General features: G+C 73.4%; 25 protein-coding genes. 17 read left to right on the top strand and 8 right to left on the bottom strand.

Annotated elements, in window-relative coordinates:
* Window positions 1-9 precede the first annotated feature (9 nt).
* The 5 genes from EIZ62_RS04755 to tgmA form a co-directional block, all read right to left on the bottom strand.
* Entirely contained in the window at window positions 10-1908 is a 1899-nt protein-coding gene (locus EIZ62_RS04755; protein WP_156691459.1) for a M64 family metallopeptidase, read from the bottom strand.
* 66 nt (window positions 1909-1974) lie between these two features.
* Entirely contained in the window at window positions 1975-3297 is a 1323-nt protein-coding gene (locus tag EIZ62_RS04750; RefSeq protein WP_156691458.1) for a 6-phospho-beta-glucosidase, read from the bottom strand.
* A gap of 29 nt (window positions 3298-3326) precedes the next feature.
* Window positions 3327-5114, bottom strand: coding sequence for a hydroxysqualene dehydroxylase (locus tag EIZ62_RS04745; RefSeq protein WP_156691457.1), 1788 nt, complete (start codon window positions 5112-5114; stop codon window positions 3327-3329).
* A 157-nt stretch (window positions 5115-5271) separates the two neighbouring features.
* Window positions 5272-6213: an ATP-grasp ribosomal peptide maturase gene (gene tgmB, locus EIZ62_RS04740; RefSeq protein WP_156691456.1), complete on the bottom strand. Its 942-nt coding sequence runs from the start codon at window positions 6211-6213 to the stop codon at window positions 5272-5274.
* Window positions 6214-6235: 22 nt separating this feature from the next.
* Entirely contained in the window at window positions 6236-6430 is a 195-nt protein-coding gene (tgmA, locus tag EIZ62_RS04735) for a putative ATP-grasp-modified RiPP (protein ID WP_156691455.1), read from the bottom strand.
* A gap of 130 nt (window positions 6431-6560) precedes the next feature.
* Here tgmA and EIZ62_RS04730 point away from each other — a divergent pair, with 130 nt between their 5' ends.
* On the top strand, window positions 6561-7049 hold the full coding sequence (locus EIZ62_RS04730; RefSeq protein WP_167536336.1) for a YchJ family protein: 489 nt from the start codon (window positions 6561-6563) through the stop codon (window positions 7047-7049).
* Between the two features lie 28 nt (window positions 7050-7077).
* Here EIZ62_RS04730 and EIZ62_RS04725 read toward each other — a convergent pair whose 3' ends face one another.
* Window positions 7078-7338 (bottom strand): hypothetical protein, encoded by a 261-nt coding sequence (locus EIZ62_RS04725; RefSeq protein WP_156691454.1) that lies wholly within the window; start codon window positions 7336-7338, stop codon window positions 7078-7080.
* A 184-nt stretch (window positions 7339-7522) separates the two neighbouring features.
* On the bottom strand, window positions 7523-8752 hold the full coding sequence (locus tag EIZ62_RS04720) for a PucR-like N-terminal domain-containing protein (RefSeq protein ID WP_156691453.1): 1230 nt from the start codon (window positions 8750-8752) through the stop codon (window positions 7523-7525).
* Window positions 8753-9283: 531 nt separating this feature from the next.
* On the opposite strand from EIZ62_RS04720, the gene EIZ62_RS04715 reads away from it, so the two are divergent.
* From EIZ62_RS04715 to EIZ62_RS04640, 16 genes are all read left to right on the top strand, one after another.
* Entirely contained in the window at window positions 9284-9937 is a 654-nt protein-coding gene (locus tag EIZ62_RS04715; RefSeq protein WP_156691452.1) for a hypothetical protein, read from the top strand.
* 124 nt (window positions 9938-10061) lie between these two features.
* Entirely contained in the window at window positions 10062-11603 is a 1542-nt protein-coding gene (locus tag EIZ62_RS04710) for a DUF6801 domain-containing protein (RefSeq protein WP_156691451.1), read from the top strand.
* 221 nt (window positions 11604-11824) lie between these two features.
* Window positions 11825-12808, top strand: coding sequence for an ABC transporter ATP-binding protein (locus EIZ62_RS04705; RefSeq protein WP_156691450.1), 984 nt, complete (start codon window positions 11825-11827; stop codon window positions 12806-12808).
* Entirely contained in the window at window positions 12805-13677 is an 873-nt protein-coding gene (locus EIZ62_RS04700) for an MlaE family ABC transporter permease (RefSeq protein ID WP_244375462.1), read from the top strand. Before EIZ62_RS04705 ends, EIZ62_RS04700 begins: the two co-directional genes overlap by 4 nt.
* Before the next feature lie 2 nt (window positions 13678-13679).
* Window positions 13680-14486 (top strand): MlaE family ABC transporter permease, encoded by an 807-nt coding sequence (locus EIZ62_RS04695; RefSeq protein WP_156691449.1) that lies wholly within the window; start codon window positions 13680-13682, stop codon window positions 14484-14486.
* A complete protein-coding gene (locus EIZ62_RS04690; protein WP_156691448.1) occupies window positions 14483-15721 on the top strand; it encodes an MCE family protein in 1239 nt (412 codons plus the stop codon). The genes EIZ62_RS04695 and EIZ62_RS04690 overlap by 4 nt, the downstream gene beginning before the upstream one ends.
* Window positions 15718-16749: an MCE family protein gene (locus tag EIZ62_RS04685; protein WP_156691447.1), complete on the top strand. Its 1032-nt coding sequence runs from the start codon at window positions 15718-15720 to the stop codon at window positions 16747-16749. The genes EIZ62_RS04690 and EIZ62_RS04685 overlap by 4 nt, the downstream gene beginning before the upstream one ends.
* Entirely contained in the window at window positions 16746-17792 is a 1047-nt protein-coding gene (locus EIZ62_RS04680) for an MCE family protein (protein ID WP_156691446.1), read from the top strand. Before EIZ62_RS04685 ends, EIZ62_RS04680 begins: the two co-directional genes overlap by 4 nt.
* Complete coding sequence (locus EIZ62_RS04675) at window positions 17789-18910, top strand: MCE family protein (RefSeq protein WP_156691445.1); 1122 nt, start codon at window positions 17789-17791, stop codon at window positions 18908-18910. The genes EIZ62_RS04680 and EIZ62_RS04675 overlap by 4 nt, the downstream gene beginning before the upstream one ends.
* Window positions 18907-20013 (top strand): MCE family protein, encoded by a 1107-nt coding sequence (locus EIZ62_RS04670; protein WP_156691444.1) that lies wholly within the window; start codon window positions 18907-18909, stop codon window positions 20011-20013. Before EIZ62_RS04675 ends, EIZ62_RS04670 begins: the two co-directional genes overlap by 4 nt.
* A complete protein-coding gene (locus EIZ62_RS04665; RefSeq protein ID WP_156691443.1) occupies window positions 20013-21209 on the top strand; it encodes an MCE family protein in 1197 nt (398 codons plus the stop codon). Before EIZ62_RS04670 ends, EIZ62_RS04665 begins: the two co-directional genes overlap by 1 nt.
* Window positions 21206-21727: a hypothetical protein gene (locus EIZ62_RS04660; protein WP_156691442.1), complete on the top strand. Its 522-nt coding sequence runs from the start codon at window positions 21206-21208 to the stop codon at window positions 21725-21727. The genes EIZ62_RS04665 and EIZ62_RS04660 overlap by 4 nt, the downstream gene beginning before the upstream one ends.
* 14 nt (window positions 21728-21741) lie before the next feature.
* Window positions 21742-22317 carry a hypothetical protein gene (locus EIZ62_RS04655; RefSeq protein WP_208827767.1) on the top strand — a complete coding sequence of 192 codons (576 nt, stop codon included), beginning with the start codon at window positions 21742-21744 and terminating at the stop codon, window positions 22315-22317.
* A gap of 15 nt (window positions 22318-22332) precedes the next feature.
* The gene (locus tag EIZ62_RS04650; protein WP_156691441.1) at window positions 22333-22881 is read left to right on the top strand and encodes a hypothetical protein; all 549 of its coding nucleotides are present in this window, start codon (window positions 22333-22335) and stop codon (window positions 22879-22881) included.
* A gap of 39 nt (window positions 22882-22920) precedes the next feature.
* Window positions 22921-23631 (top strand): nuclear transport factor 2 family protein, encoded by a 711-nt coding sequence (locus tag EIZ62_RS04645; RefSeq protein WP_156691440.1) that lies wholly within the window; start codon window positions 22921-22923, stop codon window positions 23629-23631.
* Window positions 23628-24923 (top strand): lytic transglycosylase domain-containing protein, encoded by a 1296-nt coding sequence (locus EIZ62_RS04640; RefSeq protein ID WP_425281795.1) that lies wholly within the window; start codon window positions 23628-23630, stop codon window positions 24921-24923. The genes EIZ62_RS04645 and EIZ62_RS04640 overlap by 4 nt, the downstream gene beginning before the upstream one ends.
* Here EIZ62_RS04640 and EIZ62_RS04635 read toward each other — a convergent pair.
* Complete coding sequence (locus EIZ62_RS04635; RefSeq protein WP_156691439.1) at window positions 24900-25976, bottom strand: ATP-dependent DNA ligase; 1077 nt, start codon at window positions 25974-25976, stop codon at window positions 24900-24902. The genes EIZ62_RS04640 and EIZ62_RS04635 overlap by 24 nt on opposite strands.
* Window positions 25977-26037: the final 61 nt, after the last annotated feature.

The following is a 26037-nucleotide window of genomic DNA, read 5'->3' as shown; positions in this document are numbered from 1 at the left end:
GGACACGACCTAGCGGCCCGCCGGGCGCACCAGCGTGACGAGGAACCTCTTCGCCGGGCCGGTGTTCCCGGCCGCGTCGATCGTCCGGTACTCGACGGTGTGCGTGCCGTACTCCGGTGTGGCGTCGTCCCAGGGCACCACGCGCGGGGTGCCCAGCTTGCCGTAGACCAGGCCGTCGATCTCCGTGCCGCCCGGGGTGAACCGGAACGGCGCGTCCGCGTCGGTCGGCCAGCCGTAGTACGTGTACCAGCCGTCGCCGTTCACCCGGAACTGGCTGACCACGTAGCCGTCCTGGTCGTCGCGCGCCGTCAGCCGCATGGTGAACGGGCCGTCGTACACGTACTCCACCGGCCGCCCGGGGCGGTGCACCGTGCGCAGCGGCTCCGACAGCTCGTAGGAGGCGGAGGCGGCCGTCGCGTCGACGGTCCAGCGCAGCTCACGATCGGTGCCCGCGATCCGGGCGGTCAGCGTGTGCGTGCGGCCGGGGCGCAGCCGCAGGGCGGACAGGTCGAGGTCGCGGTCGTTGCCCGGGTTCGCCACGCGCCGGCCGTCCAGGCGCCAGTGGACGGCGAGGGTCCGGTCGGCGGGGTGGGTGGTGTCGGCGTACACCACCGAGCGGGCGCCGACGGGCGTGTCGGTGGCGGTGTGCCCGGTGAACGCGGCCGCCACGGAGTCCGGCCCGGTCACCACCGACGTGTCCACGGTCCAGGTGACCGTACGCGTCAGTGCCGCCGACGCGCGGACCGCCGGGTCCCGCACGAAGGGCGTCGGGTCGGTGACCGTCGCGGTCAGCGTGTGCCGGCCGCGCGGCACGTCGAGCCGTCGCAGGTCGATCGTGCGGGCGCCGGCCGCCGACCGTACGGGCCGCCCGTCCAGCCGCCAGGCCACGTCCAGCTCGCCGCCCACCGGGTGCAGGGTCTCCACCCACACCGTGCGGTCGGCGCCGACCGGTGCGGCGTTCGGAGTGTGCCCCTGCACCAGGTTCACCTTCGACGAGATCGCCCGCACCATCACCTCACGGCCCACCTGGTCGAAGGCGTACCCGAGCGTCTTCATGATCGAGTGCCGGCTCGGCCGCCACACGCCCTTGGTGCTGTACAGCCCGCCCTCGTGGCGGCCGATGACACCGCCCGACTCGCTCTCCTCGCCGAGCCACCGCCACCACTTGGCGCGCTGCTGCCTCATCTGCTGCTCGGTGAGCACGGTGTGGTGCGCGGACGGCGGTTCGCCGCCCTCGTGCGTCCCGCCCGGCACACCGCGCCCGTAGTAGTCGTACTCGTCCTGGAGTTTGCCCAGCGAGTGGCCGATCTCGTGCGGGGTGATGAGCGAGGACAGGGCGTTGCCGCCGGACGCGGTGGCGTAGGTGCCGCCCGCGCCGCCGTAGGTGTCGCTGTTGGCGAGGGCGACGATCTGCCGGTTGGCGGCGGTCGCGCCGGGCACGAGGTCGGCGAGGGCGTTCGCCGCGCCGCTGTCGACGGTCAGCAGCCGTTGCACGCTGTTCGCGTCGCAGCCGCCCCAGAACGCCATGCCGAGGGGGGTGTTCCGGCGGGGCGCGTCCAGCCCGGGGTCGCAGTCGACCCCGGACTCGGCGGACGGCACCTCGACCGCCCAGACGTTGACGTACGAGCGGTAGGAGGCGAACGGCTCGACGCTCCACAGCACGTTGAGGTGCTTGTCGACGTCGGCCCGGAACTCGGGGAGCTGCCCGGCGGTGTAGCCGTCGCCCAGCAGGACCAGGTTGAACCGCCGGTCGGCGGGGCCGGTGGTCTGTACGGGGACGACGGTGGCGGCTTCGGTGACCGGTGGGCGTTCTCCGGCGGTGGCCGGTGGGGTGTCCACCAGCGCGGTGGTGAGGAGACAGGCCGCGCCGATCAGCGCGGCGGCTCGTCCAAGGCGTTGGGCAACCATGGGGCCGGAGCGTACGGTGCGGCCAACGTGCCGTAAAGACACCGCAGTTGGCCACCGGTGACGCGGTTACGCCAGATAGCCGAGGGCCGGGTGCTCGTTCACGTACGCGTCCAGCAGCCGCCGCGCCACCGACACCGAGTCGACCAGCGGGTGCAGGGCGAACGCCTTCACCGCGGCCTGCCGCGAGCCGCTCTCCGCCGCGGCGAGCACCTCGCGCTCGGCCGCCTTGACGGCCGTCACCAGTCCCACGGCGTGGTCCGGCAGCGGCGACACCGACAGTGGGTGGGCGCCGCCCGCGCCGACGACGCACGGCACCTCGACGACCGCGTCCGCGTCCAGCACCGGCAGGGTCGTCCCGTTGCGGACGTTCAGGATCAGCGTGGTGCGCTCGTCCCGGGCGACGGCCCGCATCAGCGCCAGGGCGACCTGCTCGTAGCCGCCCGGCTCCAGGTCCTCCTCGGCCCGTTCCCCGGCGCCGGCCGCCTCCCGGTTGGCCGCCATGTAGGTGGCCTCGCGCTCGGCGAGCGTGGCCCGCCAGGTCGCGAGCGACGGCGAGCCGTAGAACGCCTCCTGCTGCTCGCGCAGGTAGGCGCCCCGGGTCCGCCGGGCCTCCCGGTAGGCCAGCACGGCCTCGCGGTTGAAGTAGTAGTAGTGCAGGTACTCGTTGGGCACCGCGCCCAGCGACCGCAGCCACTCGGGCCCGAACAGCCTGCCCTCCTCGAAGGAGCCCAGCGCCTCCGGGTCCGCCAGCAGCCGGGGCAGCTCGTCCCGCCCGTCCACCCGCACCCCGCGCAGCCAGCCCAGGTGGTTCAGGCCCGCGTAGTCGAGGAACGCCCGGTCCGGGTCGGCGCCCAGCAGCCGCGCCACCCGCCGCCCGAGCCCCACGGGCGAGTCGCAGATGCCGATCACCCGGTCGCCGAGGACGCGTGACATGGCCTCGGTCACCAGGCCCGCCGGGTTGGTGAAGTTGATGACCCAGGCGTCCGGGGCGACCTCCGCGATCCGGCGGGCGACCGACACCGCCACCGGGACCGTGCGCAGCCCGTACGCGATGCCGCCCGCGCCCACGGTCTCCTGCCCGAGGACGCCCTCGGCCAGCGCGACCCGCTCGTCGGCCGCCCGCCCCGCGAGGCCCCCGACCCGGATCGCCGAGAACGCGAAGTCCGCGCCCCGCAGCGCCTCGTCGAGATCGGTGGTCGCCGTCACCTCCGGCGCGTCGGGTACGCCCGCGGCCTGCTCGGCGAGCACCCCGCCGATCGCGGCGAGCCGGCCCGCGTCCACGTCGTACAGCGTGACGCGGGTGACCCGGCCCTCGGCGTGGTCGCCCAGCAGCGCCCGGTGGACCAGCGGCACGCGGAACCCGCCACCGCCCAGAATCGTCAGCTTCATGCCGCAACGCTATACGGACCACCCGGCGGTCAGCCCAGGTCGAGCGCGTTGCGCAGCCCCAGCCGGTAGCGGGTGCGGTCGTGCCGCTTCAGTGCCTCGATCTCCGGCGCCCGGAACAGGGGCTTCACGGCGCAGCGTGCCGCGTCCGAGCCCGTGCGGTCCAGCAGCGCGTTGACCGCCTGGCGGGCGGCGGCGTTGGCGCCCTCCATCGTCGCCAGGTCGATGCCGACCGACACGTAGTCGCCGGCCAGGAAGAAGTTGGGGATCGCGGTGGCCGCCGAGGGGCGGTGGTGGAAGGTGCCGACCGGGTGGATCAGCAGCTCGTCCTCGTTGGTGGGGTTCGGGGTGCCGAGGCCGTCCACGCCCGGGTCCAGGAACCACGAGTGCAGGGCGCCGTCCTTGAGCACGGTCCGGCCGGTGTCGTTGAGGGCCGCCTTGAGCTGCGCCCACACCTCGCGGGCCACCTGCTCGCGCGTGCACTGCTTGGCGGTCTTCCCGTACAGGATCCCCGGCTTGTCCCACTCGGAGATGTCCACGGACAGGCAGTCCACCGCGGTGCCGTCGCCGTAGTCGGCGGGGAAGTCGCGGCCCCGCCAGTGCTCGGCCTGGGCGATCGCCGTCAGTGACCAGGGCGAGTCGATGCAGTTGACGTGGCCGTGCACCATCGGGGGGCGCTCGGTCAGGTAGAACTGGATGCCCGTCATCCAGTCCGTCTGGAGCCGGTCGCACCGCACCAGCTGCGGGTCCGCCGCGCGCAGCGCCGCGCCCCAGGTGCGCCGCGCGTGCTCGACCGGCAGTGCGCAGACGTAGTGGTCGGCGGTGACGGTCGTACGGGCGCCGCCGGGGTCCTCGACCACCGCGCCGGTGACCCGGCCGTCGCCGTACCGCACCTCGCGCAGCGTCCAGCCGATCCGGAACTCGACGCCCAGGGACCGCAGGTGGGCCTCCCAGGGGTCGATCCACGCCTCGTTGGTGGGGGCGTTGAGGATCCGGTCCGGCGGGCCGTCCGCGCCGCGGCCGAGGGCGTTGAAGACGAACGCCTCGCCGAGCGTGCCGACCGTGCGGGTGCTGGCCTCCTCCGCCTTGGTGGCCACGATGTTGCGGGTGACGCCGATGGCCAGGATGCGCTGGTACGTCTCCGACATCCGTGCCGCCCGGGTGAAGTCCCACCAGGGCGTGTGCTCCCACACCTCGTCGCGCCGCTCGTCGCAGCTGGTGAGGAAGACGAGCGCCCGGTTGACGAAGTACGCGCCCTCGTGGAGGGGCAGGCCGGTGGCGGTCTCGACGAGCGCGGTGAGGGCGCGGCGGATCTCGTCGAGGGTGAGCCGCTCAGGCCGGTGGCCGGGCCAGGGGATGGGCATCCGGAGGTCCTCGCGGCCGGTGCGGGCGAACATCATCTCGCCGGGCGCGACCAGGTTGTCGAAGACCCCGCGCGCGTTGCCGGGGAAGGGGATGCGGCGCATCGTGTCGGGCAGGTTGTGGTAGATGCCCGGGATGAAGCGGAAGCCGTGCTCGGCGGGCAGCGGTCTGCGCCCGCCTCTCGCGCTGCCGGGCACGTCCATGCTGCGGGCCTTGCCGCCGAGCGCCCGCCGTTCGTAGACGGTGACGGCGAATCCGCGCTCGGCGAGCTCGTGCGCCGCGGTCAGCCCGGCGACGCCGCCGCCGAGCACCGCCACGGACCCCGGAGCGGCGGGCCCCGGTGCGGCGCGCCCCGCCGCGCGGGCGGAGGCGGTGGGCAGGGCGCCCAGCCCGGCGGCCCCGGTGACGGCGGTGGCGCCCGCCACGAAGGCGCGTCGTGTCGTACCCGTACGGTGCATGCCCCACCCACCCCTTACCCGCGGTAACGGTCACGTCGGTCGCAGGAGCATAGGGCCGCCCCGCCCGGCCCGGGAACCACCGGGACCCCAGGAACCCATCTATGGCCGGTTTCTGACCTGGCATCAGGCGAATGAGGGGCACGCGAACGGAGGAGGGTCAGAGAGGTGCGCCGAGCGGGGGCGCCGCCAGCCAGTCGGCGACGGCCCCGGCGATCGGCTGGCCGGTCTCCAGCTCGACGAAGCCGAACTGGCCGCCCTGGTTGCACTCCAGGAACCACCACAGGCCCTCGTCGTCCTCGGCGAAGTCGAACGCGGCGTACGCGAGGCCCGCCAGTTCCATGAACTCCCGGACGGGGCGGGCGATCCGGTCGGCGACCTCCACCGGCTCCCAGGCGTGCCCGGTGTCGCCGAAGCGCCCGTCGACCTGTCCGTCGGCGGACGCCTTGCGGGCCGCGAACAGCCGGGTGCCGATGCAGGTGAGCCGGATGTCGGCCCGCTTGGGCACATAGCTCTGGAGCAGCGTCGGGCCGGCCGCGACCCCGGTGAAGTCCGTGTCCGGCTCCAGCAGGGTGGTCGGCAGGGAGACCGGCGGTTCGGTGCGCGGCGGCCCCGACAGGGATTTGACCACGACCCGCCCGTACCGGCCCGCGAACTCCTCGGCCACCCGTGGGAAGGTGGTGATCAGGGTCGGCGGGACGGCGAAACCGCTGTGGTGCGCGATGCGCAGCTGCCATGGCTTGTAACGGGCCTGGGCGGCCTGCCGCGGGTGGTTCATCCAGCGCGCGGTGGTGGAGTACAGCATGCCGTACAGCGCCTGTCCGGTCTCGGCGCTCAGCCACGGCGACGTCCCGTGCGCGTGTGCCGCGGGCTCGCCGGGTCTGCGCACCCAGACCGAGCGCAGCGCCCGGGAGCTGACCATGCGCCCCTGCGCCGAGAGGTAGCAGTGGAAGTCCCCGTGGACGTACTCGGCCGACAGGTCCGCGTCACCGGGCAGGTCGGCCGGGTCGAGCCGCACGAGTGGCACCCCCCGTTCGTGCAGCTCCACCACCACCATGTCGGCGGTCACGTCCTGAGGGCTCGTCAGGACCAGTACGGTCATCAGCGTGTGCCGGCCGCGTCGCTCAGTCGTCGAAGTGGGTCTGCGAGCCGGCGGTGGAGGTGGTCGTGCCGGCGGCCAGGAGCAGTCCCCGGTCACTGACGGCCGGGCGCCCGTCGGACAGGACGTTCAACTGGAGCGCCGGGTCGTACGTGTAGAGCGCGGTGACGTCCTCCGAAGCCCTCTGCGGACGCGCGAAGCTGCACGCGAACGGCTGCATGATCCCCTCCATCACTCGTCAACTTCGGTACATGTGACGGTACGCGACCAAAGTGTAGAGATCTCACTACTCTGAGCGACGATGCGGACACCGGTGGGGGCGCCCGCCGTCGACCGGCAGAATGGGACGCATGCCCCGACGAACCCCCGCCCGCCGCTCCAACCCCCGCCCCACCTCGCACAACGCCCGGACCGCCGGTCGTTCGCGGTCCGTGCCCGAGGTGGGCGCCGACACTCCGTGCCCCTGCGGAATGCCCGCTTCCTATTCAGCCTGTTGTGGCCCGTTTCACACCGGTGATGCCCTCCCTCCGACCGCCGCACACGTGATGCGTTCCCGCTACAGCGCCTACGTGCTCCACGACGAGCCGTACCTGCTGCGCACCTGGGCGCCCGCCACCCGGCCGCGCGACGTCGACTTCGACCCGGACATGCGCTGGACCGGCCTGGAGATCCTCGGCACCACCGACGGCACCCTGTTCCACACCACCGGCACCGTCACCTTCGTCGCCCGCTACACGCACCGGGGCGAGCCGGGCGAGCTGCGCGAACGCAGCCGGTTCGAGAAGGCCGACGGCGCCTGGGCGTACGTGGACGGCACCTTCACCGACGACGCGTCCTGACCGCCGGCCGGGCCGGGGCGCCCCTCGTTCAGCTCCAGATCGCTCCCGGGCGCAGCAGCAGGCCGGGGTTGTACGCGCCGAGCACCTTGTTCGCCCGGGCCAGCGCGGCCAGCGCGTGCTCGCGGTCGGCCTGGTCCTCGGTGCAGAGCGGAGCGCGGAAGCGGTACACCTCGCGGGCGGCGCACTCGGCGTCGACCTCCGCCTGAAGGATGCCGATCGGCATGCACGACCCGATGAGGGCCGCGACGCGGTCGGGGATCGGGACGGGGACGAGGGGCGACGCGGTCACGTGGTGTCCTTCACTGCTGAAGCCTGCTTGTGGCAGCTGCCAGTTTGCCGTTCTCCCTCCATGGGTACAGCATCAGGTTCAGGATTTCCCCAAGGGTTTGTATCCGTGCTGCAACCGTTTCCCCCGGCGGGGTCGATTTTCCGTCCGGCCTCCGGATTTCCGTCCGGTTCTCGCCCACGGCCCTTCAGTCGCCCTCGCGCCGCCCACCGGTCCCCGCGGCGCGCAGGTGCAGCGCCCGCAGCACCGCCTCGGTGGCGAACCGGGAGCGCGGGTCGGCGAGCCGGCCGCCGAACCGGGCCTCCAGGTTGCGCATCCGGTACCGCACGGTCTGGGGGTGCACGTCGAGCAGTTCACCCATCTGCGCGGCGGTGCCCCGGGTGTCCAGCCAGGTGCGCAGGGTCTCGACGAGCCGGTCGCGCCGGGTGGGGGTGAGCCCGGCGAGCGGCGCGAGCTCGCTCTCGGCGAGCTGGTCGACGAGGGCCGGGTCGGCCAGCAGCCAGAGGGTGATCAGGTGGTCGGAGCACAGGGTGAGCGGGGCGTCCTCGATGACGCCGGCGTCGATCAGCTCCAGTACGCGGCGGGCCCAGCGCAGCGAGTCGGCGGCGGACGCGGTGGGGACGGTGAGGCCGACGGCGGCCCGGGTGGCGGGCAGCGCCGTCTCCAGTAACCGTCTTCGCGCCTCGTCCAGCGGGCCGGGAATCAGCAGATGGGGCTGGGGGTCGCTCAGGTCGACCAGGACATCGTTGTCCAGCCGGCCGGACAGCGAGAGCCGGGCCGGGGAGCGCAGCGCCACGAGTGTGACCCGCTCGGGCAGCGGCCAGCCGGTCTGCTCGGCCAGCTCGGCGACGGCGGTGTGCGGCACGGGCGGCCCCGCGAGCACGAGGTGCAGCAGCCGCCTGCGTAACGCCTCGGCCTCTTCGCCGTTCTCCGCCCGCACCTGTAGGTAGCCCTCGCGGGACAGTGACTCCAGTTCGTCGACGTAGGCGAACAGCGCGTCCGCGAAGCTGAGCATCAGGGTGGGGGAGAGGTGGTAGCGCCGGCCCACCTTCTTGGCCCGCCGCAACGCCACCCGGGCGCCCAGCCGGTAGGCGCCCTGGAGGGTCTCCAGGCTGCGGCCCTCGTGCGCCTCGAACCGGCCGAACCTCCGGCACATCTCGTCGCGCAGGGCCGTGGGCGCCGAGGGCGAGGCGACCCGGTCGACGAACGCGGAGATGTTCTGCTCGACACCGAGGCGGATCGCCTGGCCGTAGGGGCCGCCCAGGAGGCGGGCGTACTCGGGGTAGGCGCGCGTGACCTCGATGCCGATCTCCTTGATGAGACTCGGCAGTTCGGGCCGGATGATGGCGGCGAACTCCTGGGGAAGCGGCCCCAGTGGCTCGCCCGTGTCCGACGGCTGGGTGGTGGATCGGGGCATGGCGGTGGCCCCTCCTTCTCCGGCGTGCGGTGGGGGAGGTGGTGTGGGGCGCGTGGGGGGAAGCGCTCCCACGTACGGGCGGTGGTCGGGCACTTCTCGGGTGCCGAACATAGACCAGGACCCGCGGGCCGCGCACCGGTTCGGACCAGGGCCGTCACCGCCCCGCGCGGATCTGGCCGAAGCCCGACCGTCACCGCGGCCCGGTGGTGGCCGGTGCCGGACCGGGGGGCGGGGAGTGCTCACTTCGCGACAAGACACCCGCGCGATCTGTTGCCGGGGCGACAAGAAAATACCCATCGGTAAGAACGTCCGGGAAAACTCACGGGCGAGTATTGCGCGGCCGGTTACTCGCTCGTAGCGTCAATCGCGCAAGCTGCTCGACCCGGTGGCCTCCCCCACAGGCCCCGCGTTCCGTGAATTGAGCCGCCGCAATTCCCCGACACGTACGAGCCGCATACGTGTCGGCGGAGAGCGGGCACCAGTCAGGCCATCCCCGCAGCTACACCCCATCCCCTCGGAAGGGAACCGTCCGTGCGACGCATCACGAGAATTTCCGCCATTTCCGCCGCCGTCATCATGGCCGCCGCCGGAGTGTCCGCGACGACCGCCTCGGCCGCGCCCCAGGCCCAGTGGACCGTCACCAACCCGGCCGCCAACGACGCCTTCGGCGCCACCAACGTTCCCGGCGTCACCGCGGTGCTCACCAACGTGACCACCGGTGCCACGATCACCTGTTCCGTCTACGGTGCCAACGGCACGGCCGTGGACGGCGTGTACGCCAGCGGCACCGGCCTGGCCACCATCAGCAGCGCCACGTTCGGCACGGCCGCCAGCAAGTGCAACGGCCCGCTCGGGTCGAAGTGGGTCTCCTCGTCCGTCCAGCCCATGAAGCTCAACGGCGTCTCCTACAGCGGAGGCGTCACCAAGGGCACGCTCACCGGCGTCAAGGTGAACCTCACCGGCACCAGCCTCCTGGGCACCTGCAACGCGACGATCGAGGGGTCGGCCAACACCGGCACCTACACCAACGCGTCCGGTGTCCTGGAGATCGTGCCCGACACGACGCCCGCCCTGACCGTCACCAGCGCGTCCGGGTCCTGCGCCGGCCTGATCAACACCGGCAACAAGGCCAAGTTCGGCGCCAAGTACAAGGTCTCGCCGGTCATCACGGTCACCAGCCCGTAAGCACCGCGCGGGCACGCCCCGCACCGAGCCGTGCGGCCGGCCTCCTCGCCGGCCGCACGGTCACGGGCGGGAGGGCGTCCACCGACGGGCCGGACAGCAGCGCGCGAGGGGCGGGAGTCGACCGATGGGCAACAGCACGAGCGGCGGACGCGGACGCCGCCGGGCCTGGGCACGCACCGCCTCGGTGGGCGCCGTGGTCCTGGTGGCGGGACTCGTGCCCGGCACCGGCACGGGGGTCGCCGTGGACGAGGGCGCCGTACCCGTCGAGGCGGACTTCGGCTACCGGTGCGCCCTGCCGGGCGGGGAGCACCCGGCGGAGGTAGGCGTCTCGGCCACGCTGCCGCGACAGGTCGCGGCCGGGCGCCCGGTGCGGCCCGCGGACGTGCGGGTCGCGGTGAGCCTGCCCGCACCGGCGGTGGCCGAACTCGCCGGCCGCGGCGCGGCGACCGTGAGCGGAGCCGTACGCCTCACGGGGCGGGTCGCGCAGGGCGACGACACCGCGGAACTGCCCTGGAGCCGGCTGGTCGCCCCCGACGCGGCCCTCCCCGCCACGGGGCCCCTCACCGTGCGGGGCGCGGGCCCCGTGCCCACGGTGACCGCCTCCTCGGGCGGCGACCTGACGTTCTCCACCGGGCCGGTCGCGCTGGACCTGCTCCTGCGCAAGGGCGACGACACCCCGACGGCCCCGCCCGGCCTGACGGTCACCTGTGAGCCCGAGCCGGACCAGGACCTGGCCATCGGCCGGGTCGCGGTGCTGCCCGTACCGGGCGGCAGCCCCCGGCCGCCGGCCGTCGAGGAGCCCGGTGCCCCCGGCGTCCCCGGCCAGAACGGCGACCAGGACGGCGACCAGGACGGCGCGGACGGCGGCCAGGACGGGCCGGCGTCCAAAACGCCCGGCCAGGGCGCGGGCAAGGGGCCCAGACGCCCGGCGGGGCGGGCGGACGACTGCGTGGAGGCGCCGCCCGTGGCCCAGGACCCCGTACCGAGCCACGGCTACCTGGCCGGCTACGCCAACGTCCTGAAGCTGGGTTCCGCCCTGTTCATCAAGGACCCGGGCCTGATGAAGGTGAACATGGCCAAGGCCACCCAGACCTATCAGTGCCCCCGTGACGACGGACTCGTGTTCACCATGTACAGCGACGCCACGTTCGACCACAAGGGAAAGCCGCAATTGCCGCCCGTCTCTTCCACGTTCCTCACCTTCGGATTCATGCCGACGACGGCGGTCGCCGAATTGACCCTGGACGCGCCGATGGAAATCGCCACCGGGAGCTACTTCTCGCCGGACGGCCAGTTCTCCGAGGTGACCGAGGGGACCGCGAAACTCTGGATCCGGCTCCGTGACGTCAAGGTGAACGGCACCCCGCTCGACGTCGGCCCCGCCTGCCGCACCGCCCGGCCCGTGGAGCTGACCCTGACGGGCCGTGGCTCGTACGACGCCGAGGGCAGGCCGCACGGCTACACCGTGGTCACCGGCGGCCCGCTCACCGGGGCGGCCGTCATCCCGGAGTTCAGCGGCTGCGGCGTCACCGAGGACCTGGACCCGCTGTTCACGGCGTCCCTCTCCGGGAGCGGCAACTACACCAAGATGACCCAGGGCGTGCTGTGCTCGCCGGGCCAGCCGGAGTTCTGCCCCGACCCGCCCGAACCCAAGCCGGAGCGGTGACCGGCGCCGGCGGTGACCACACCGGGGCGTGCCCACGGCCGGGCGCCGGTACGCAACGAACGACAAAGGATCCGGGCCGGTTTGTCACCCGGTGACAAACCAGCACGTCACCGAGAAGACGTCCTGCGTGACGCTTGTCGAAAACCTCTGAGTGACCGTAACGTGCGGCCCCCTGCGCACTTTTGTCACTTCCTCAGCAAGAGCGGGACTCGGGAGTTGTGGTGGGAACAGAAGTGGTCGTGGAAGGGCTGACCAAGTCCTTCGGCAAACAGAAAGTCTGGCAGGACGTCACCCTCACCCTGCCCGCCGGCGAGGTCAGTGTGATGCTCGGCCCTTCGGGCACCGGGAAGACCGTGTTCCTGAAATCCATCATCGGGCTGCTGAAACCGGAACACGGGCGCGTCCTGATCAATGGCGTCGACATGGTGAACAGCCCCGAGCGCGACATCTACGAGACGCGGAAACTGTTCGGGCTGATGTTCCAGGACGGGGCCCTGTTCGGCTCGATGTCGTTGTTCGACAACATCGCCTTTCCACTGCGTGAGCACACCCGCAAGAAGGAGCCGGAGATCCGCCGCGTCGTCATGGAGCGGATGGAGATGGTCGGACTCGTCGGCGCGGAGGGGAAACTGCCCGGCGAGATATCCGGCGGAATGCGCAAACGCGCCGGGCTGGCACGCGCCCTCGTCCTGGACCCGCAGATCATCCTCTGCGACGAACCCGACTCCGGGCTGGATCCGGTCCGCACCGCCTATCTCTCGCAGCTGCTGATCGACCTCAACGCCCAGATCGACGCCACGATGCTGATCGTCACGCACAACCTGGACATCGCGGCCACCGTTCCGGACAACATGGGCATGCTGTTCCGGCGTAATCTCGTCACGTTCGGGCCCCGGGAGGTCCTGCTCACCAGCGACGAGCCGGTCGTGGCCCAGTTCCTCAGCGGCAGGCGCGAGGGACCCATCGGGATGTCGGAGGAGAAGGACGCCGCGACGCTGGCGCGTGAGCGGAGCACGGCGCCGGCGTACGCGCCCCGCACGCTCGCCCCGCAGCTGGAACCCTCGCCCGGCCTGCCGCCCCGCGCCGCCGTCGCGCGCCGCCGCGAGCGGGTCCTCGCGATGCTGCCCCGCCTGCCGGAGGCCGCCAGGACCGCGATCCTGCGCAGCTACGCCCCCGCCGGCACGGTCGGCGGTGCCGCCTCATGACCGCGGCCGCGCACCGCCCGCCCACCCAAGACACCGACACCCGGGGCACCCCCGCGCAGAACACCCCCACCCGGAACGACACCTCCACCCGGAACGCCCCCACCCGCCTGCTCGCGCCACTGCGCGAGACCGGCCGGCTGTTCGCCCTCGCGGTCACCGTCGCCCGCGACATGTTCCGGCGCCCCTTCCAGTTCCGCGAGTTCGTCGAGCAGTTCTGGTTCGTCGCGAGCGTCACCATCCTGCCCGCCGCCCTGGTGTCGATCCCGTTCGGCGCGGTCATCGCCCTCCAGGTCGGCTCGCTCACCCAGCAACTCGGCGCCCAGTCGTTCACCGGCGGGGCGAGCGTCCTGGCCGTCATCCAGCAGGCCAGCCCGCTGATCGTCGCCCTGCTGATCTCGGGCGCGGGCGGCTCCGCCATCTGCGCCGACCTCGGCTCCCGCAAGATCCGGGAGGAACTCGACGCCATGGAGGTCATGGGCGTCTCGCCCGTCCAGCGCCTCGTCGTCCCGCGCGTCCTCGCCACCATGCTCGTCGCCGTCCTCCTCAACGGCATGGTGTCCGTCGTCGGTACGCTCGGCGGCTACTTCTTCAACGTGATCATGCAGGACGGCACCCCCGGCGCCTACCTCGCCAGCTTCTCCGCCCTCGCCCAGCTGCCCGACCTGTGGATCAGCGAGATCAAGGCGCTGATCTTCGGCTTCCTGGCCGGCATCGTCGCCGCGCACCGGGGACTCAACCCGCGCGGCGGACCGAAGGGCGTCGGCGACGCGGTCAACCAGTCCGTCGTCATCACCTTCCTGCTGCTCTTCTTCGTCAACATGGTCCTCACCGCGATCTACCTCCAGATCGTCCCCGCGAAGGGGGCCTGACGATGGCGTCCCCCCTCGCCTGGCTCGACCGCTCCGGCGACCACCTCGTCTTCTACGTCAAAGCCCTCCTCTGGATCCCGCGCACGCTGCGCCGGTACGCGCGGGAGGTGCAACGCCTGCTCGCCGAGGTCGCGTTCGGCAGCGGCGGCCTCGGCGTCATCGGCGGCACCATCGGCGTGATGATCGCCATGACGCTGTTCACCGGCACCGTCGTCGGCCTCCAGGGCCACGCCGCGCTCAACCAGATCGGCACGTCCGCCTTCACCGGGTTCATCTCCGCCTACTTCAACACCCGCGAGATCGCCCCGCTCGTCGCCGGACTCGCCCTCTCCGCCACCGTCGGCGCCGGCTTCACCGCCCAGCTCGGCGCCATGCGCATCAACGAGGAGGTCGACGCCCTCGAAGCGATGGGCGTGCGGTCCATGCCCTACCTCGTCACCACCCGCATCATCGCCGGTGTCGTCGCGATCATCCCGCTCTACGCGATCGGGCTCCTCTCCTCGTACGTGGCGTCCCGCACCGTCACCGTCCTGTTCAACGGCCAGTCGGCGGGCACGTACGACCATTACTTCAACCTCTTCCTCTCCCCGGACGACGTCCTGCTGTCCATCCTCAAGGTGCTGATCTTCAGCGTCATGGTGATCCTCGCCCACTGCTACTACGGCTTCCGCGCCGAAGGCGGCCCGGCGGGGGTCGGTGTCGCCGTCGGGCGCTCCGTACGCAACGCCATCGTGCTGATCAGCGTCACCGACTTCTTCCTCTCCCTCGCGATCTGGGGCGCGACGACGACCGTGAAGGTGGCCGGATGAACCCGCAGACGTTCCGCCGGCGCCTCGCCGGAGTCGCGTTCTTCCTCGTCCCCGTCCTCCTTGTCCGGCTGTCGGTGGCGGTGTACGACAAGGAGTTCAGCCGCGACGCCACGGTCACCGTCCTCACCGGCAGCGCCGGCAACGAGATGCACCGCGGCGCGGAGGTCAAACTGCGCGGGGTCGTCATCGGCGAGGTGCGCGACATCCGTTCCGAAGGCGCGGGCGCCCGCCTCACCCTCGCCGTCGACCCCGGCCACCTCGCCCGCGTGCCGGCCGACGTCACCGCCCGGATGCTGCCCACCACCCTGTTCGGCGAGCGGTTCGTCGCCCTCGTACCGCCCACCGTCAACCCGTCCCCGCGCACCCTCGCGGCCGGTGCCACCATCCCCCAGGACCGCTCCGCCAACGCCATCGAACTGGAACAGGTCCTCGACCGGCTGCTCCCGCTGCTCACCGCCGTCAAACCGGAGAAGCTGTCCGCCTCCCTCACCGCCGTCGCGCAGGCCCTCGAAGGGCGCGGCGAACAGCTCGGCCGCACCCTCGTCACCCTCGAAGCGCACCTGAAGCGGCTCAACCCCCACCTGCCCGCCCTCAACCGCGACATCGCCCACCTCGTCGAGGTCAGCCGGGTCTACGGCGACGCCGCCCCCGGCGTACTCGACGCCCTCACCGACTTCACCACCACCAGCGGCACCCTCGCCGCCCAACAGGCTCAGCTCGCCCGGCTGTACGGCACGACCACCACCTCCGCCCGGGACCTGACGGCGTTCCTCCGCGGCAACAGGGACACCATCATCCGGCTGTCCGCCGCCTCCCGCCCCACCCTGGAGCTCCTCGCCCGCCACTCCTCCTCGTTCCCCTGCACCCTGCGCACCCTCGCCGGCTTCGTCCCCGCCATGGACAAGGCGCTCGGCAAGGGCACCGGCGAGCCGGGCCTCCACGTCAACGTCCGCACCGTCCCCTCCCTCGGCCGTTACGTCCCCGGCAAGGACCGTCCCGTGTACGACGCGACCGGCGGCCCGCACTGCTACGCCGTCCCGTACACCGGCAGGCCCGCCCCCGCCGCCGCACAGGCGGGCGACCGCGGCCTCGGCCTGCCGAACTCTCCGCAGGAGAACCAGCTCGTCAACGAACTGATCGCCCCCGGCCTGAAGGCCGACCCCCAGTCCCTGCCCGACTGGAGCACCGTCCTGACCGGGCCCGTCTTCCGCGGAGCGGAGGTGACCCTCAAGTGAAGCGCCGCTCCCTCGCGGGACCGCTCGTCAAGTCGCTCGCGTTCATCGTGGTGACCGTCCTCGCCACCACCGTCCTGGCGTTCTCCGTCGCCAACAAGGGCGTCGGCGACACCGTCACCTACAAGGCCCGCTTCACCGACGCCACCGGCCTCGTCGAGGGCGACGGCGTCCGCATCGCCGGGGTGAAGGTCGGGCAGGTCGAGTCGATCAGGGTCGCCGACCGCCGGGTCGCCGAAGTCGCCTTCGCGGTCCGGAAGGGACGCGCCCTGCCCGCCTCGGCCACCGCGTCCATCAAGTACCTCAACATGGTCGGCCAGCGCTACATCGACCTCGACCGGGGCGCCGGCCCCGTCGGCCGGACCCTGCCCGCCGGCGCCGTCATCCCCCTGGAGCGCACCCACCCCGCGCTCGACCTCACCCAGCTCTTCAACGGCTTCCGGCCGCTCTTCCAGGGCCTGTCGCCCACCGAGGTCAACAGCCTGGCCGGGTCGATCGTGCAGGTCCTCCAGGGAGACGGCGGCACCGTCGACTCCCTCCTCCGGCACGTCGGCTCGCTCACCACGACCGTCGCCGCCAAGGACAAGGTCATCGGAGAAGTGATCAAGAACCTCACCACCGTGCTCAAAACGGTGAACGACCGCGAGGCGGGCTTCGACGACCTCGTCGTCACCCTCCAGCGGCTCGTCAGCGGCTTCGCGGCGGACCGCGAACCCCTCGGCGAGGCGATCGCCGCCATGGGCTCGCTCACCACCGTCACCGCCGGGCTGCTCCAGGACGGGCGCGCGCCGCTGAAGGACGACATCCGCCAACTCGGCCGCCTGTCCGGCCAACTGGCCGGCAGCACCGCGCAGATCGAGACCTTCCTGCGCACCACACCCGCCAAGATGGAGGCCGTCGGCCGCCTCGCCTCGTACGGATCCTGGCTCAACCTCTACCTGTGCGAGGCCAGGGTCACCGGCGTCACCACCGACGACGGCTCCCGGCCGCCGACCGGCATCGCGATCACCCAGCCGAGGTGCCGCGCATGAGACTCCCGCGCCCGCGTCTGCCGCGGCCCGTCCCCGTACGGGAACGCAACCCCGTCACCGTCGGCGTCGCCGGCCTGCTCCTCCTCGCGCTGATCGCCCTCGGCGCCTACCAGGCGGACGCCCTGGCCGGCGGGACGACCGCCTACACCGCCGACTTCACCGAGGCCGCCGGACTCGACGAGGGCGACGAGGTGCGCGTCGCCGGCGTCAAGGTCGGCGAGGTCACCGGCATCGGCCTCGACGGCGGCAAGGTCAGGGTCGGCTTCGAGGTCGACGAGGCCACCTGGATCGGCGACTCCAGCACCGCGGCCATCGCCATCAAGACCCTCCTCGGCGAGAAGTACCTGGCCGTCGACCCGCTCGGCACCCGCGCCCAGGACCCCGCCGACCGCATCCCCGCCACCCGCACCACCTCGCCCTACGACGTCACCCAGGCCCTCACCGGCCTCGGCGACACCATCGACGCCCTCGACACCCGGGCCCTCGCCAAGAGCTTCCAGGCCATCTCCGCCACCTTCGCCGACTCACCGCCCGACGTGCGCAGCGCCGCCACCGGCCTGTCCGCCCTCTCCCGCTCGGTCTCCTCGCGCGACGCGCAGCTCGCCGAACTCCTCAAGGGCAGCAGGCAGCTCACCCAGACCCTCGCGGGGAAGAAGAGCCACATCCAGACGCTCCTGGAGGACGGCGGGCTGCTCCTCGGTGAACTCCAGGCCCGCCGCGACGCCATCCACCAGCTCCTCACCGGCGCCAGGAACCTCGGCACCCAGCTCACCGGACTGGTCCAGGACAACGAGCGGCAGCTCGGCCCCACCCTGGCCGCGCTCAGCCGCGTCACCGGAGTCCTCGTGAAGAACCGCGACAGCCTCGACCGGACGCTCGCGCTCGCCGGACCGTACTACCGGCTCGTCGGCAACACCCTCGGCAACGGCCGCTGGTTCGACACCTACGTCTGCGGCCTCGTCCCCAGGAACTACCTGGCCCCCGGCACGCCCCCGGCCACCGGGTGCATGCCGCCCAAGCCCACAGGAGGCGGAGCCCGGTGAACCTCCGACGCGCCCTCGGCATCACCGCCGGGCTCGCCCTCGTGGCCATCGCCGCCACCTCCGGCGTCATGGCCCTCGACGAGTCCGGCACCACCCGCATCACCGCCCGCTTCGACCGCGCCACCGGCGTGTACGAGGGCTCCGACCTGCGGATCCTCGGAGTGAAGGTCGGCACCGTCGACACCGTGCGCCCCCGCGGCAAGGAGGTCGAGGTCACCCTCCTTGTCGACGAGGGCGTCCGCGTCCCCGCCGGTGCCCACGCCGTCATCGTCGCGCCCAGCGTCGTCGCCGACCGCTACGTCCAGCTCGCCCCCGCCTACACGGGCGGCCCCGAGATCCGGGACGGCGCCGTCCTGCCCGCCACGCGCAACGCCACACCCCTGGAGGTCGACCAGCTGTACGCCTCCATCACCGAGCTGAGCGAGGCCCTCGGCCCGGGCGGCGCCAACGCCGACGGCGCGCTCGCCGGGCTCATCGACACCGGCGCCGCCAACCTTCGAGGCAACGGCAAGGCCATCGGCGACTCCGTCGAGCAGTTCGGACAGGCCGCCAAGACCCTCGACCGCAGCAGCGGCGACCTCTTCGACACGCTCGCCCAGCTCCAGTCCTTCACCACCATGCTGAAGAACAACGACGGCGACGTCCGCACGGCCGAGCGGCGGCTCGCCACCGTCACGGGCTTCCTCGCCGAGGACAAGGAGAACCTGGGCGCCGCGCTCAAGGAGCTGGGCACCGCCCTCGCCCGGGTCAAGACCTTCATCGAGGACAACCGCGGCAGCCTGAAGAAGAACGTCGACCTCCTCGTCCCGCTGACCCGGACGCTCGTCGACCAGCGCGCCTCGCTCGCCGAACTCCTCGACACCGCGCCCCTGGCCGCCGGCAACGCCCTCAAGGCGTACGACCCGGTCCACCGCACCCTCAACGGCCGCGCCGACATCAACGAGCTGAGCCTCGGCACCGGACGCCCCGGCACCGCGATCCCTTCGGCTGCCGCGGGTGCCGGTACCCCCGGCGGCCTCGTCCCCGTCGATCCCGCCCGGCGCGCGGCCCTGCCCGCCCTGCCCCTGCCCGCCGTCGGCACCGTCTACGGAACGCCCCCGAAGGGAGGCGCCCGGTGAACCGGCCCTCCCGCACCACCACCGCCCTCGCCGCCGCCCTCGCCCTCGCCGCCGGCCTCTCGGCGACCGTCGCGAGCTGTGACGTCTCCGCGGACGGCCTGGAGCTGTCCGGGATCGAACAGCTGCCGCTGCCCGGGGGCGCCGACCTGGGCGACCACCCGTACGAGGTGACCGCCGAGTTCGCCGACGTCCTCAGCCTCGTCCCGCAGTCGGCGGTCAAGGTCAACGACGTCGCCGTCGGCCGCGTCACCCGCATCGACCTCGACCGCGACGACTGGTCCGCCACCGTCACCATGCGGGTCAACGGCGACGTCACGCTGCCCGCCAACGCCTACGCCCACCTCGAACAGTCCAGCCTGCTGGGCGAGAAGTACATCCAGCTCACCGCACCGCCCCAGGGCCACGGCACCCTCGGCGACGGCGCCCGCATCCCCCTCGGCCGCACCAACCGCAACCCCGAGGTCGAAGAGGTCTTCGGCGCCCTGTCCCTGCTCCTCAACGGCGGTGGCATCCAGCAGCTCCGCACCATCACCACCGAGCTGGGCACCGCCCTGCGCGGCAACGAGCCCGAAGTCCGGTCCCTGCTCACCCGGCTCAACACCCTCGTCACCAGCCTCGACAGCAACAAGGGCAACATCACCGCCGCTCTCGACGGCGTCAACCGCCTCTCCGCCACCCTCGCCACCCGCGAACAGGACGTGGCCAAGGTCCTCGACGGCCTCAGCCCCGGACTGAAGGTCCTGGAGAAGCAGCGGGCGTCCCTCCTCACCATGCTCCGCGCCCTCGACACCCTGTCCGGCGTCGCCGTCGACACCGTCAACCGGAGCAAGGCCGACCTGATCGCCGACCTCAAGGCCCTCGGCCCCACCCTCGAGGCGCTCGCCGACTCCGGCAAGGCCCTGCCCGACTCGCTCCAGGTGCTGCTCACCTACCCGTTCACCGACGAGGTGCTCCGCGGCGTCAAGGGCGACTACCTCAACGTCTACCTGGACGTCACCGCCGCGCCCGGCACCCGGATCGTCCCCGCGCTGACCCCGCCGGACGACACCCCGCCGCCCGCCGCCGGGCCGCCGCTGCCCCTGCCGCCCACCGGGAGGAACTGATGCTCACCCGCGCCACCCGGCTGAAGAACCTCGCCTTCCTCCTCATCGGCGTCCTCGTCCTCGGCTTCGTCGGCGTGCGGTACGCGGACCTCGGCCACCTCGCCGGCCTCCGCGACCACTACACCGTGCGCGTCCAGCTCGGCTCCACCGGCGGGCTGTTCACGCACTCCAACGTCACCTACCGCGGGGTCTCCGTCGGCCGGGTCGGGCCCATCCGGCTCACCGACGACGGCGTCGAGGCCGAACTGCGCATCGACGACTCGGCACCCGACATCCCCGCCGACCTCGAAGCCGTCGTCGCCGGCCTCTCCGCGGTCGGCGAGCAGTACATCGACCTCCGCCCCGTCTCCGACGGCGGCCCCCACCTGCGCGACGGATCCGTCGTCGCCCGGGCGGACACCCGCACCCCCGCGCCCGTCACCGACATGCTCACCGGGGTGAGTTCGCTGGCGTCCTCCGTGGACCTGGAGGCGCTGCGCACGGTCGTCGACGAACTCGGCACGGCCCTCAACGGCCGCGGTGACGACCTCCAGGCGCTCATGGACGGCGGCAACGACTTCGTCCTGGCCGCCGACAGGGCGCTGCCCGCCACCACCCGCCTGATCACCGACGGCGAGACGGTCCTGCGGACCCAGGCGGAGGAGGGCGAGGCGCTCACCTCGTTCGCCACCGGCGCCAAGGAGCTGGCGGCCCGGCTCAAGAGCTCCGACGCCGACCTGCGCGCGCTCATCGCCGCCACCCCCGACGCCGCCGGCCAGGTCAGCGCACTGCTGCGGGACCTCGACCCCGCCTTCGGCACCGTGCTGGCCAACCTGCTCACCACCTCGGAGGTGGCGGTGACCCGGCAGCGCGGCATCCAGGAGTTCCTGGTGACCATGCCCGCCCTCGTCGCCGCCGGGTCGACCGCCGTCACCGCCCAGGGCGTCAACCTCGGCATGTCGGTCACCTTCTTCGAGCCGCTGCCCTGCACGGCCGGGTACGGCGGGACGACCTACCGCAACGGCCTGGACCTCTCCGCCCCGCCCGCCCTCAACACCAAGGCCCGCTGCACCTCCCCGCCCTCCAGCGGCGTCAACGTCCGCGGCTCCGCCAACGCGCCCCGGGGCGGCCCGCTCCCGCCCCCGGCCACGGCACCCGGCGCGTCCCGGACCGCCACCGGGATGGGCGACCTGCTCGGGCTCGGGGACGACCGGTGAGCCGCCGGGCGGGACGGTGGGCCGCCGTCGCCCTGGCCGCGTTGCTGTGCGGCCTGTCCGCGTGGACGTACGCGCGGTCGGCGGGCGACGACACCCGGGCGTACGCCAGGGAGCGTGACGCGGCGCTGGACGCGGGGCGCGCCCATGTCGCCCGGCTCAGCAGCTGGGACGCCTCGCGGCCCGGCACGGTACGCGCCGGGTGGCTCGACGCCACCGCGGGCGACCTCCACGAGCGGCTGAGGAAGACCGGTCAGCGCGAGGACACGGCGACCGCGACCACCCGGGCCACCGTCACGGACGCCGCCCTCACCGCGCTGGACGACCGGGCCGGCACCGCCGGACTCATCGCGACCGTCCGGGTGGAGACCGCGCCCGGCGGCGGGAAGGCCGGCGGCGGGAAACCGGACGCCGGGCGGCCCGCGGACACGGACCGCAAGCGCCTGGAGGCCGCCCTGGTCCGCACCGGTGACGGCTGGAAGGTCACCGCCCTCACCGCCGTGCCCGTGGCGGGACCATGAAGGGAGCCCACCGGGTGAGGACCCTGATCCCCGCGCCCCGCTCGTCACCCGAGAACCACGACGCGCCCCCGCCCCCGCCCGAGGCGGGCCCACGCGCCCCCCGCCCCTGGGCGGCCCTCGTCCTCGTCCTGGCGCTGCTCGCCTGCGCGGCCGGATTCCTGGTGCGCGCACAGGTATTGACCGGCGACCCCGCCCTGCGCAACCGGGCGCTGTCCGACACCGCGGCCACCTCCCGGGTGGTGGCGGAGGTCGGCGGAGCGCTCACCCGGGTCTTCTCGTACGGCCACGGTGACACCGCCACGACCCGGCAGGCGGCCCGCGGGCTCCTCGCCGGGAAGGCGGCCAGGCAGTACGAGGCCCTGTTCGGCCAGGTCGAGCAGCGGGCGGCGGAGCAGAGGCTGACGCTCACCACCCATGTCGTGCGCGCCGGGGTGACCCGGCTCGGCGACCACGACGCACACCTCCTGGTCTTCCTCGACCAGGTCGCCCAGCGCGCCGGCAAACCGGCCACGACGGTCGCCGCCCAGCTCTCGGTGGTCGCGGAACTCCGCGACGGCCGCTGGCGGATCGTCGACATCCGATCGCGATAGGGGGCACCCGCACCGATGGCCCGCACCATGACCCGCACCCCGAGAGGCACTCCGCTCCTGCCGGCCGCCGCCGCCCTCGCCCTGCTCGCCGCCGGCGGCGCGGGCTGGGGCGGATGGTCCTGGTACGCGGCGGCGCACGACGAGTCCACCGCGTACGCCACGACCCGCGACGAGGTGCTCGCCGCCGGCGAGCAGGCCGTACAGAACATGAACACCCTCGACCACCGTGACCTGCGGCGCGGACTGGACACCTGGCAGGGTTCCGCCACCGGTGACCTGCTGGCCCAGCTGACCGAGGGGCGCCCGGAGTTCGAGCGCCGGATCCAGCAGGCGAAGACGGTGACCCACGCCAAGGTCCTGGCCGGCGCCGTGACCGAACTGGACACCAGGGCCGGGCGGGCCGGCGTGATGGTCGCGCTCCGGATCACGGTCACCCCGCCCAAGGGCACGCCCGCCGCGAAGGAGAGCCGGATGCTCGGCGAACTCACCCGCACCCCCGGGGGCTGGAAGCTCAGCGCCCTCGGCCAGGCACCGGTCGCCGGCACCGCGACCGCCGCCGACTGACCAGCCGACCGGCAGGACCCCGGAGAGGACCCGGCCCCCATGTCGACGACCCGTCACCTCATCAACCGGCAGCGCCGCCTGGCGACCGCGCAGGACTCCACGCGGACGGCGGCGCGGGCGGCCGCGCAGGCGCCCCCCGCGGCCGGCGCGGAACCGGCGCGCACCGCACGCCCCCGGCGCGCCCCGCGCAGCCCCCGCACCGAGCCGGACCCACCGCCCCGGGCCCGTCCGCGCCGCCGGCTGCCCGCCGCGCTGGGCGTCCTCACCGTCCTGCTGGGCGGTTTCGCCGCCTGGGCCGCGGGGGAGGCCGCCGCCCTGCGCGACACGCCCGCCGCCCGCAACGCCGCGCTCACCGACATCGCCCGGACCAGCGAGCTGAAGGGCCAGGTCACCAAGGCGGTGAACGAGCTGTTCTCCTACGACTACGCGACCCCGGCAGCGGCCGACAAGGCGGTGCGCGCCCACCTCACCGGCAAGGCGGTCGGGCAGCACCGAGCCCTGCTCGCACCGGTACGGGCGCAGGCGGCGCAGCAGAAGCTCGTCCTCACCACCACCGTCACCCACAGCGGGGTGGAGCTGATCGACGGCGACCGGGCACGGGTGCTGGTCTACGCCGACCAGAGCAACACCCGTACGGCGGCGAAGAAGGCCGAGACCGCGTACGGCGCCGCCATGTTCGCGGTTGAGGCGGTACGGAAGGACACCACCTGGCGCATCACCGCCATCGACACCCTGGGAGCGGGCCGATGAGGCACACCAGGCCCGTGCGGGCCCTGAGGACGATGAAATCACGGGCGGGGAGGGCGCGCCGGGGAGCGGCCGGGACGGCGGCGGCCGTCGCCGCGATGGCCGCGCTGACCGCGTCCCAGGCGCCCGGCTTCGCGAGCGGCTCCCTGCCGGCCGCCGGGACACCGACGGCGGACAGCCGGCCCGGGACCACCGCCCCGGCGCCACCCGATGACGGGGCGTACCACACGGAGCTCCCCCCGCTCCGGGTGCCGGAGCCCGCCCGGGCACCCCGGCCGGGCGGCGGCGCCCCCGCGGCCGCGCCCGCACCGGTCACGCTCCACGCGGGGATACCCGCCACCGTCCTGGCCGCCTACCGGCGCGCCGAGGCGGCCGTCGCCCGTACCGACCCGGGCTGCCGGCTGCCGTGGCAGCTGCTGGCCGCGATCGGCAGGGTCGAGTCGGGCCAGGCGCGCGGCGGCCGCGTGGACGCCCGCGGCACCACCCTGGAGCCGATCCTGGGGCCGGTGCTGGACGGCGCCGGGTTCGCCAGGATCACCGACACCGACGGCGGCGCGTACGACGGGAACACGGTTTTCGACCGGGCGGTCGGGCCCATGCAGTTCATCCCGTCGACCTGGGCCCGCTGGGGCGCGGACGGCAACGGCGACGGCCGCCGGGACCCGGGCAACGTGTACGACGCCGCCCTGGCCGCCGGGCGCTACCTGTGCGCCGGCGGGCGGACCCTCACGGTCACGGCCGACCTGCACGCGGCCGTCCTGGCGTACAACCACTCGGACGCCTATCTGCGGACCGTGCTGGCGTGGCTGGCCTTCTATCGCGACGGCGCGCATCCGGTGCCGGACACCACGGGGGTGCTCCCGGTGAGCCCCGGCGCGGGCCACCGGGAGGGCACCGGCGGCGGCAGGGGTACGAAGCCGGCCACGGCACCCGGTGCGGGCGCGGGCGCGGGTGGTGGCGGGATCGTGGTCGGCCCGCAGCCCTCCGCCGGCCCGTCCGCCGGTCCGCGTCCCACCGCGCCGCCGACCCGGCCGCCCTTCACCCCGCCCCCGTCGTCCACCCCGCCCCCGCCCACGACACCGGGCCCGTCCCCGTCGCCCTCCCCGTCCACGACCCCCTCCCCGTTGCCGTCGCCCTCCCCGTCCACCACGCCCACCCCGGGCCCGACGGAACCGTCCCCCGACCCCACCTGCCCCTCCACGCCTCCCGCCCCCACCGGTACGCCCAGCCCCAGCCCGTCCCCGGAGGCCGGCCCGGCCGGCGGCCCCTGCTCACCCCCCGCCGCCACCCCCTGACAGCACCTCACCGAGGTCGTACGAGACCGGCTCCTCCAACTGCCCGTACCCGCAGCTCTCCGGCGCACGGTCCGGCCGCCACCGGCGGAACTGGGCCGTGTGACGGAACCGGGTGCCCTCCATGTGGTCGTACCCGACCTCGCACACCAGCTCGGGCCGCAGCGCCACCCAGGACAGGTCCTTCTTGCCCGACCAGCGGCTCGGCGCGCCGGGCAGCCGGGCCGTCTCGTGCGCCGCCTCCTCCGTCCACGCGGCCCACGGGTGGCCCTCGGGCGGGTCCATGCGCAGCGGCTCCAGCTCCTCGATCAGCTCCGCGCGCCGCTTCGCGGTGAACGCGGCGCAGACGCCGACGTGCTGGAGGGCGCCGTGGTCGTCGTACAGGCCGAGCAGGAGCGAGCCCACGACCGGTCCGCTCTTGTGGAAGCGGTAGCCGGCCACGACGACGTCGGCGGTCCGCTCGTGCTTGATCTTGTACATGAGCCGTGCGTCGGGCCGGTAGAGCAGGTCCAGGGGCTTGGCGATCACCCCGTCGAGCCCGGCGCCCTCGTACTGGTCGAACCAGCCCCGCGCCACGTCGATGTCGGTGGTCGACGGGGCCAGGTGCACGGGGGCGTCGGCACCGTGCAGCGCCTCCTCCAGTGCCGCCCTGCGCGCGGTGAGCGGCGTGTCCATCAGCGACTCGTCGCCGAGCGCGAGCAGGTCGAAGGCGATGAACCGGGCGGGCGTGCGTTCGGAGAGCATCGTCACCCGGGAGGCGGCCGGGTGGATGCGCTCGGTGAGCCGGTCGAAGTCCAGCCGCCCCTCGTGGGCGATCACGATCTCGCCGTCGACGACACAGCGCTCCGGCAGCCGCGGCGGCAGCCCGCCGACCAGCTCGGGGAAGTACCGGGTGAGGGGTTTGCCGGTGCGGCTGCCGATCACCAGCTCGGGTCCGTCCCGGTGGACGATGGCCCGGAAGCCGTCCCACTTGGCCTCGTACTGCATACCGGGCGGGATGTTCTTCACGGACTTGGCCAGCATGGGCTTCACGGGGGGCATCACCGGCAGGTCCATGGCTCGATTCTGCCCGACCCGCAGGCGGTATGCCCGATATGCGAGGCCTGTCTGTGCGCCC

The organism is Streptomyces ficellus (assembly GCF_009739905.1).
Classification (GTDB): domain Bacteria; phylum Actinomycetota; class Actinomycetes; order Streptomycetales; family Streptomycetaceae; genus Streptomyces; species Streptomyces ficellus_A.
This window is presented reverse-complemented; position numbering and strand designations above follow the sequence as displayed.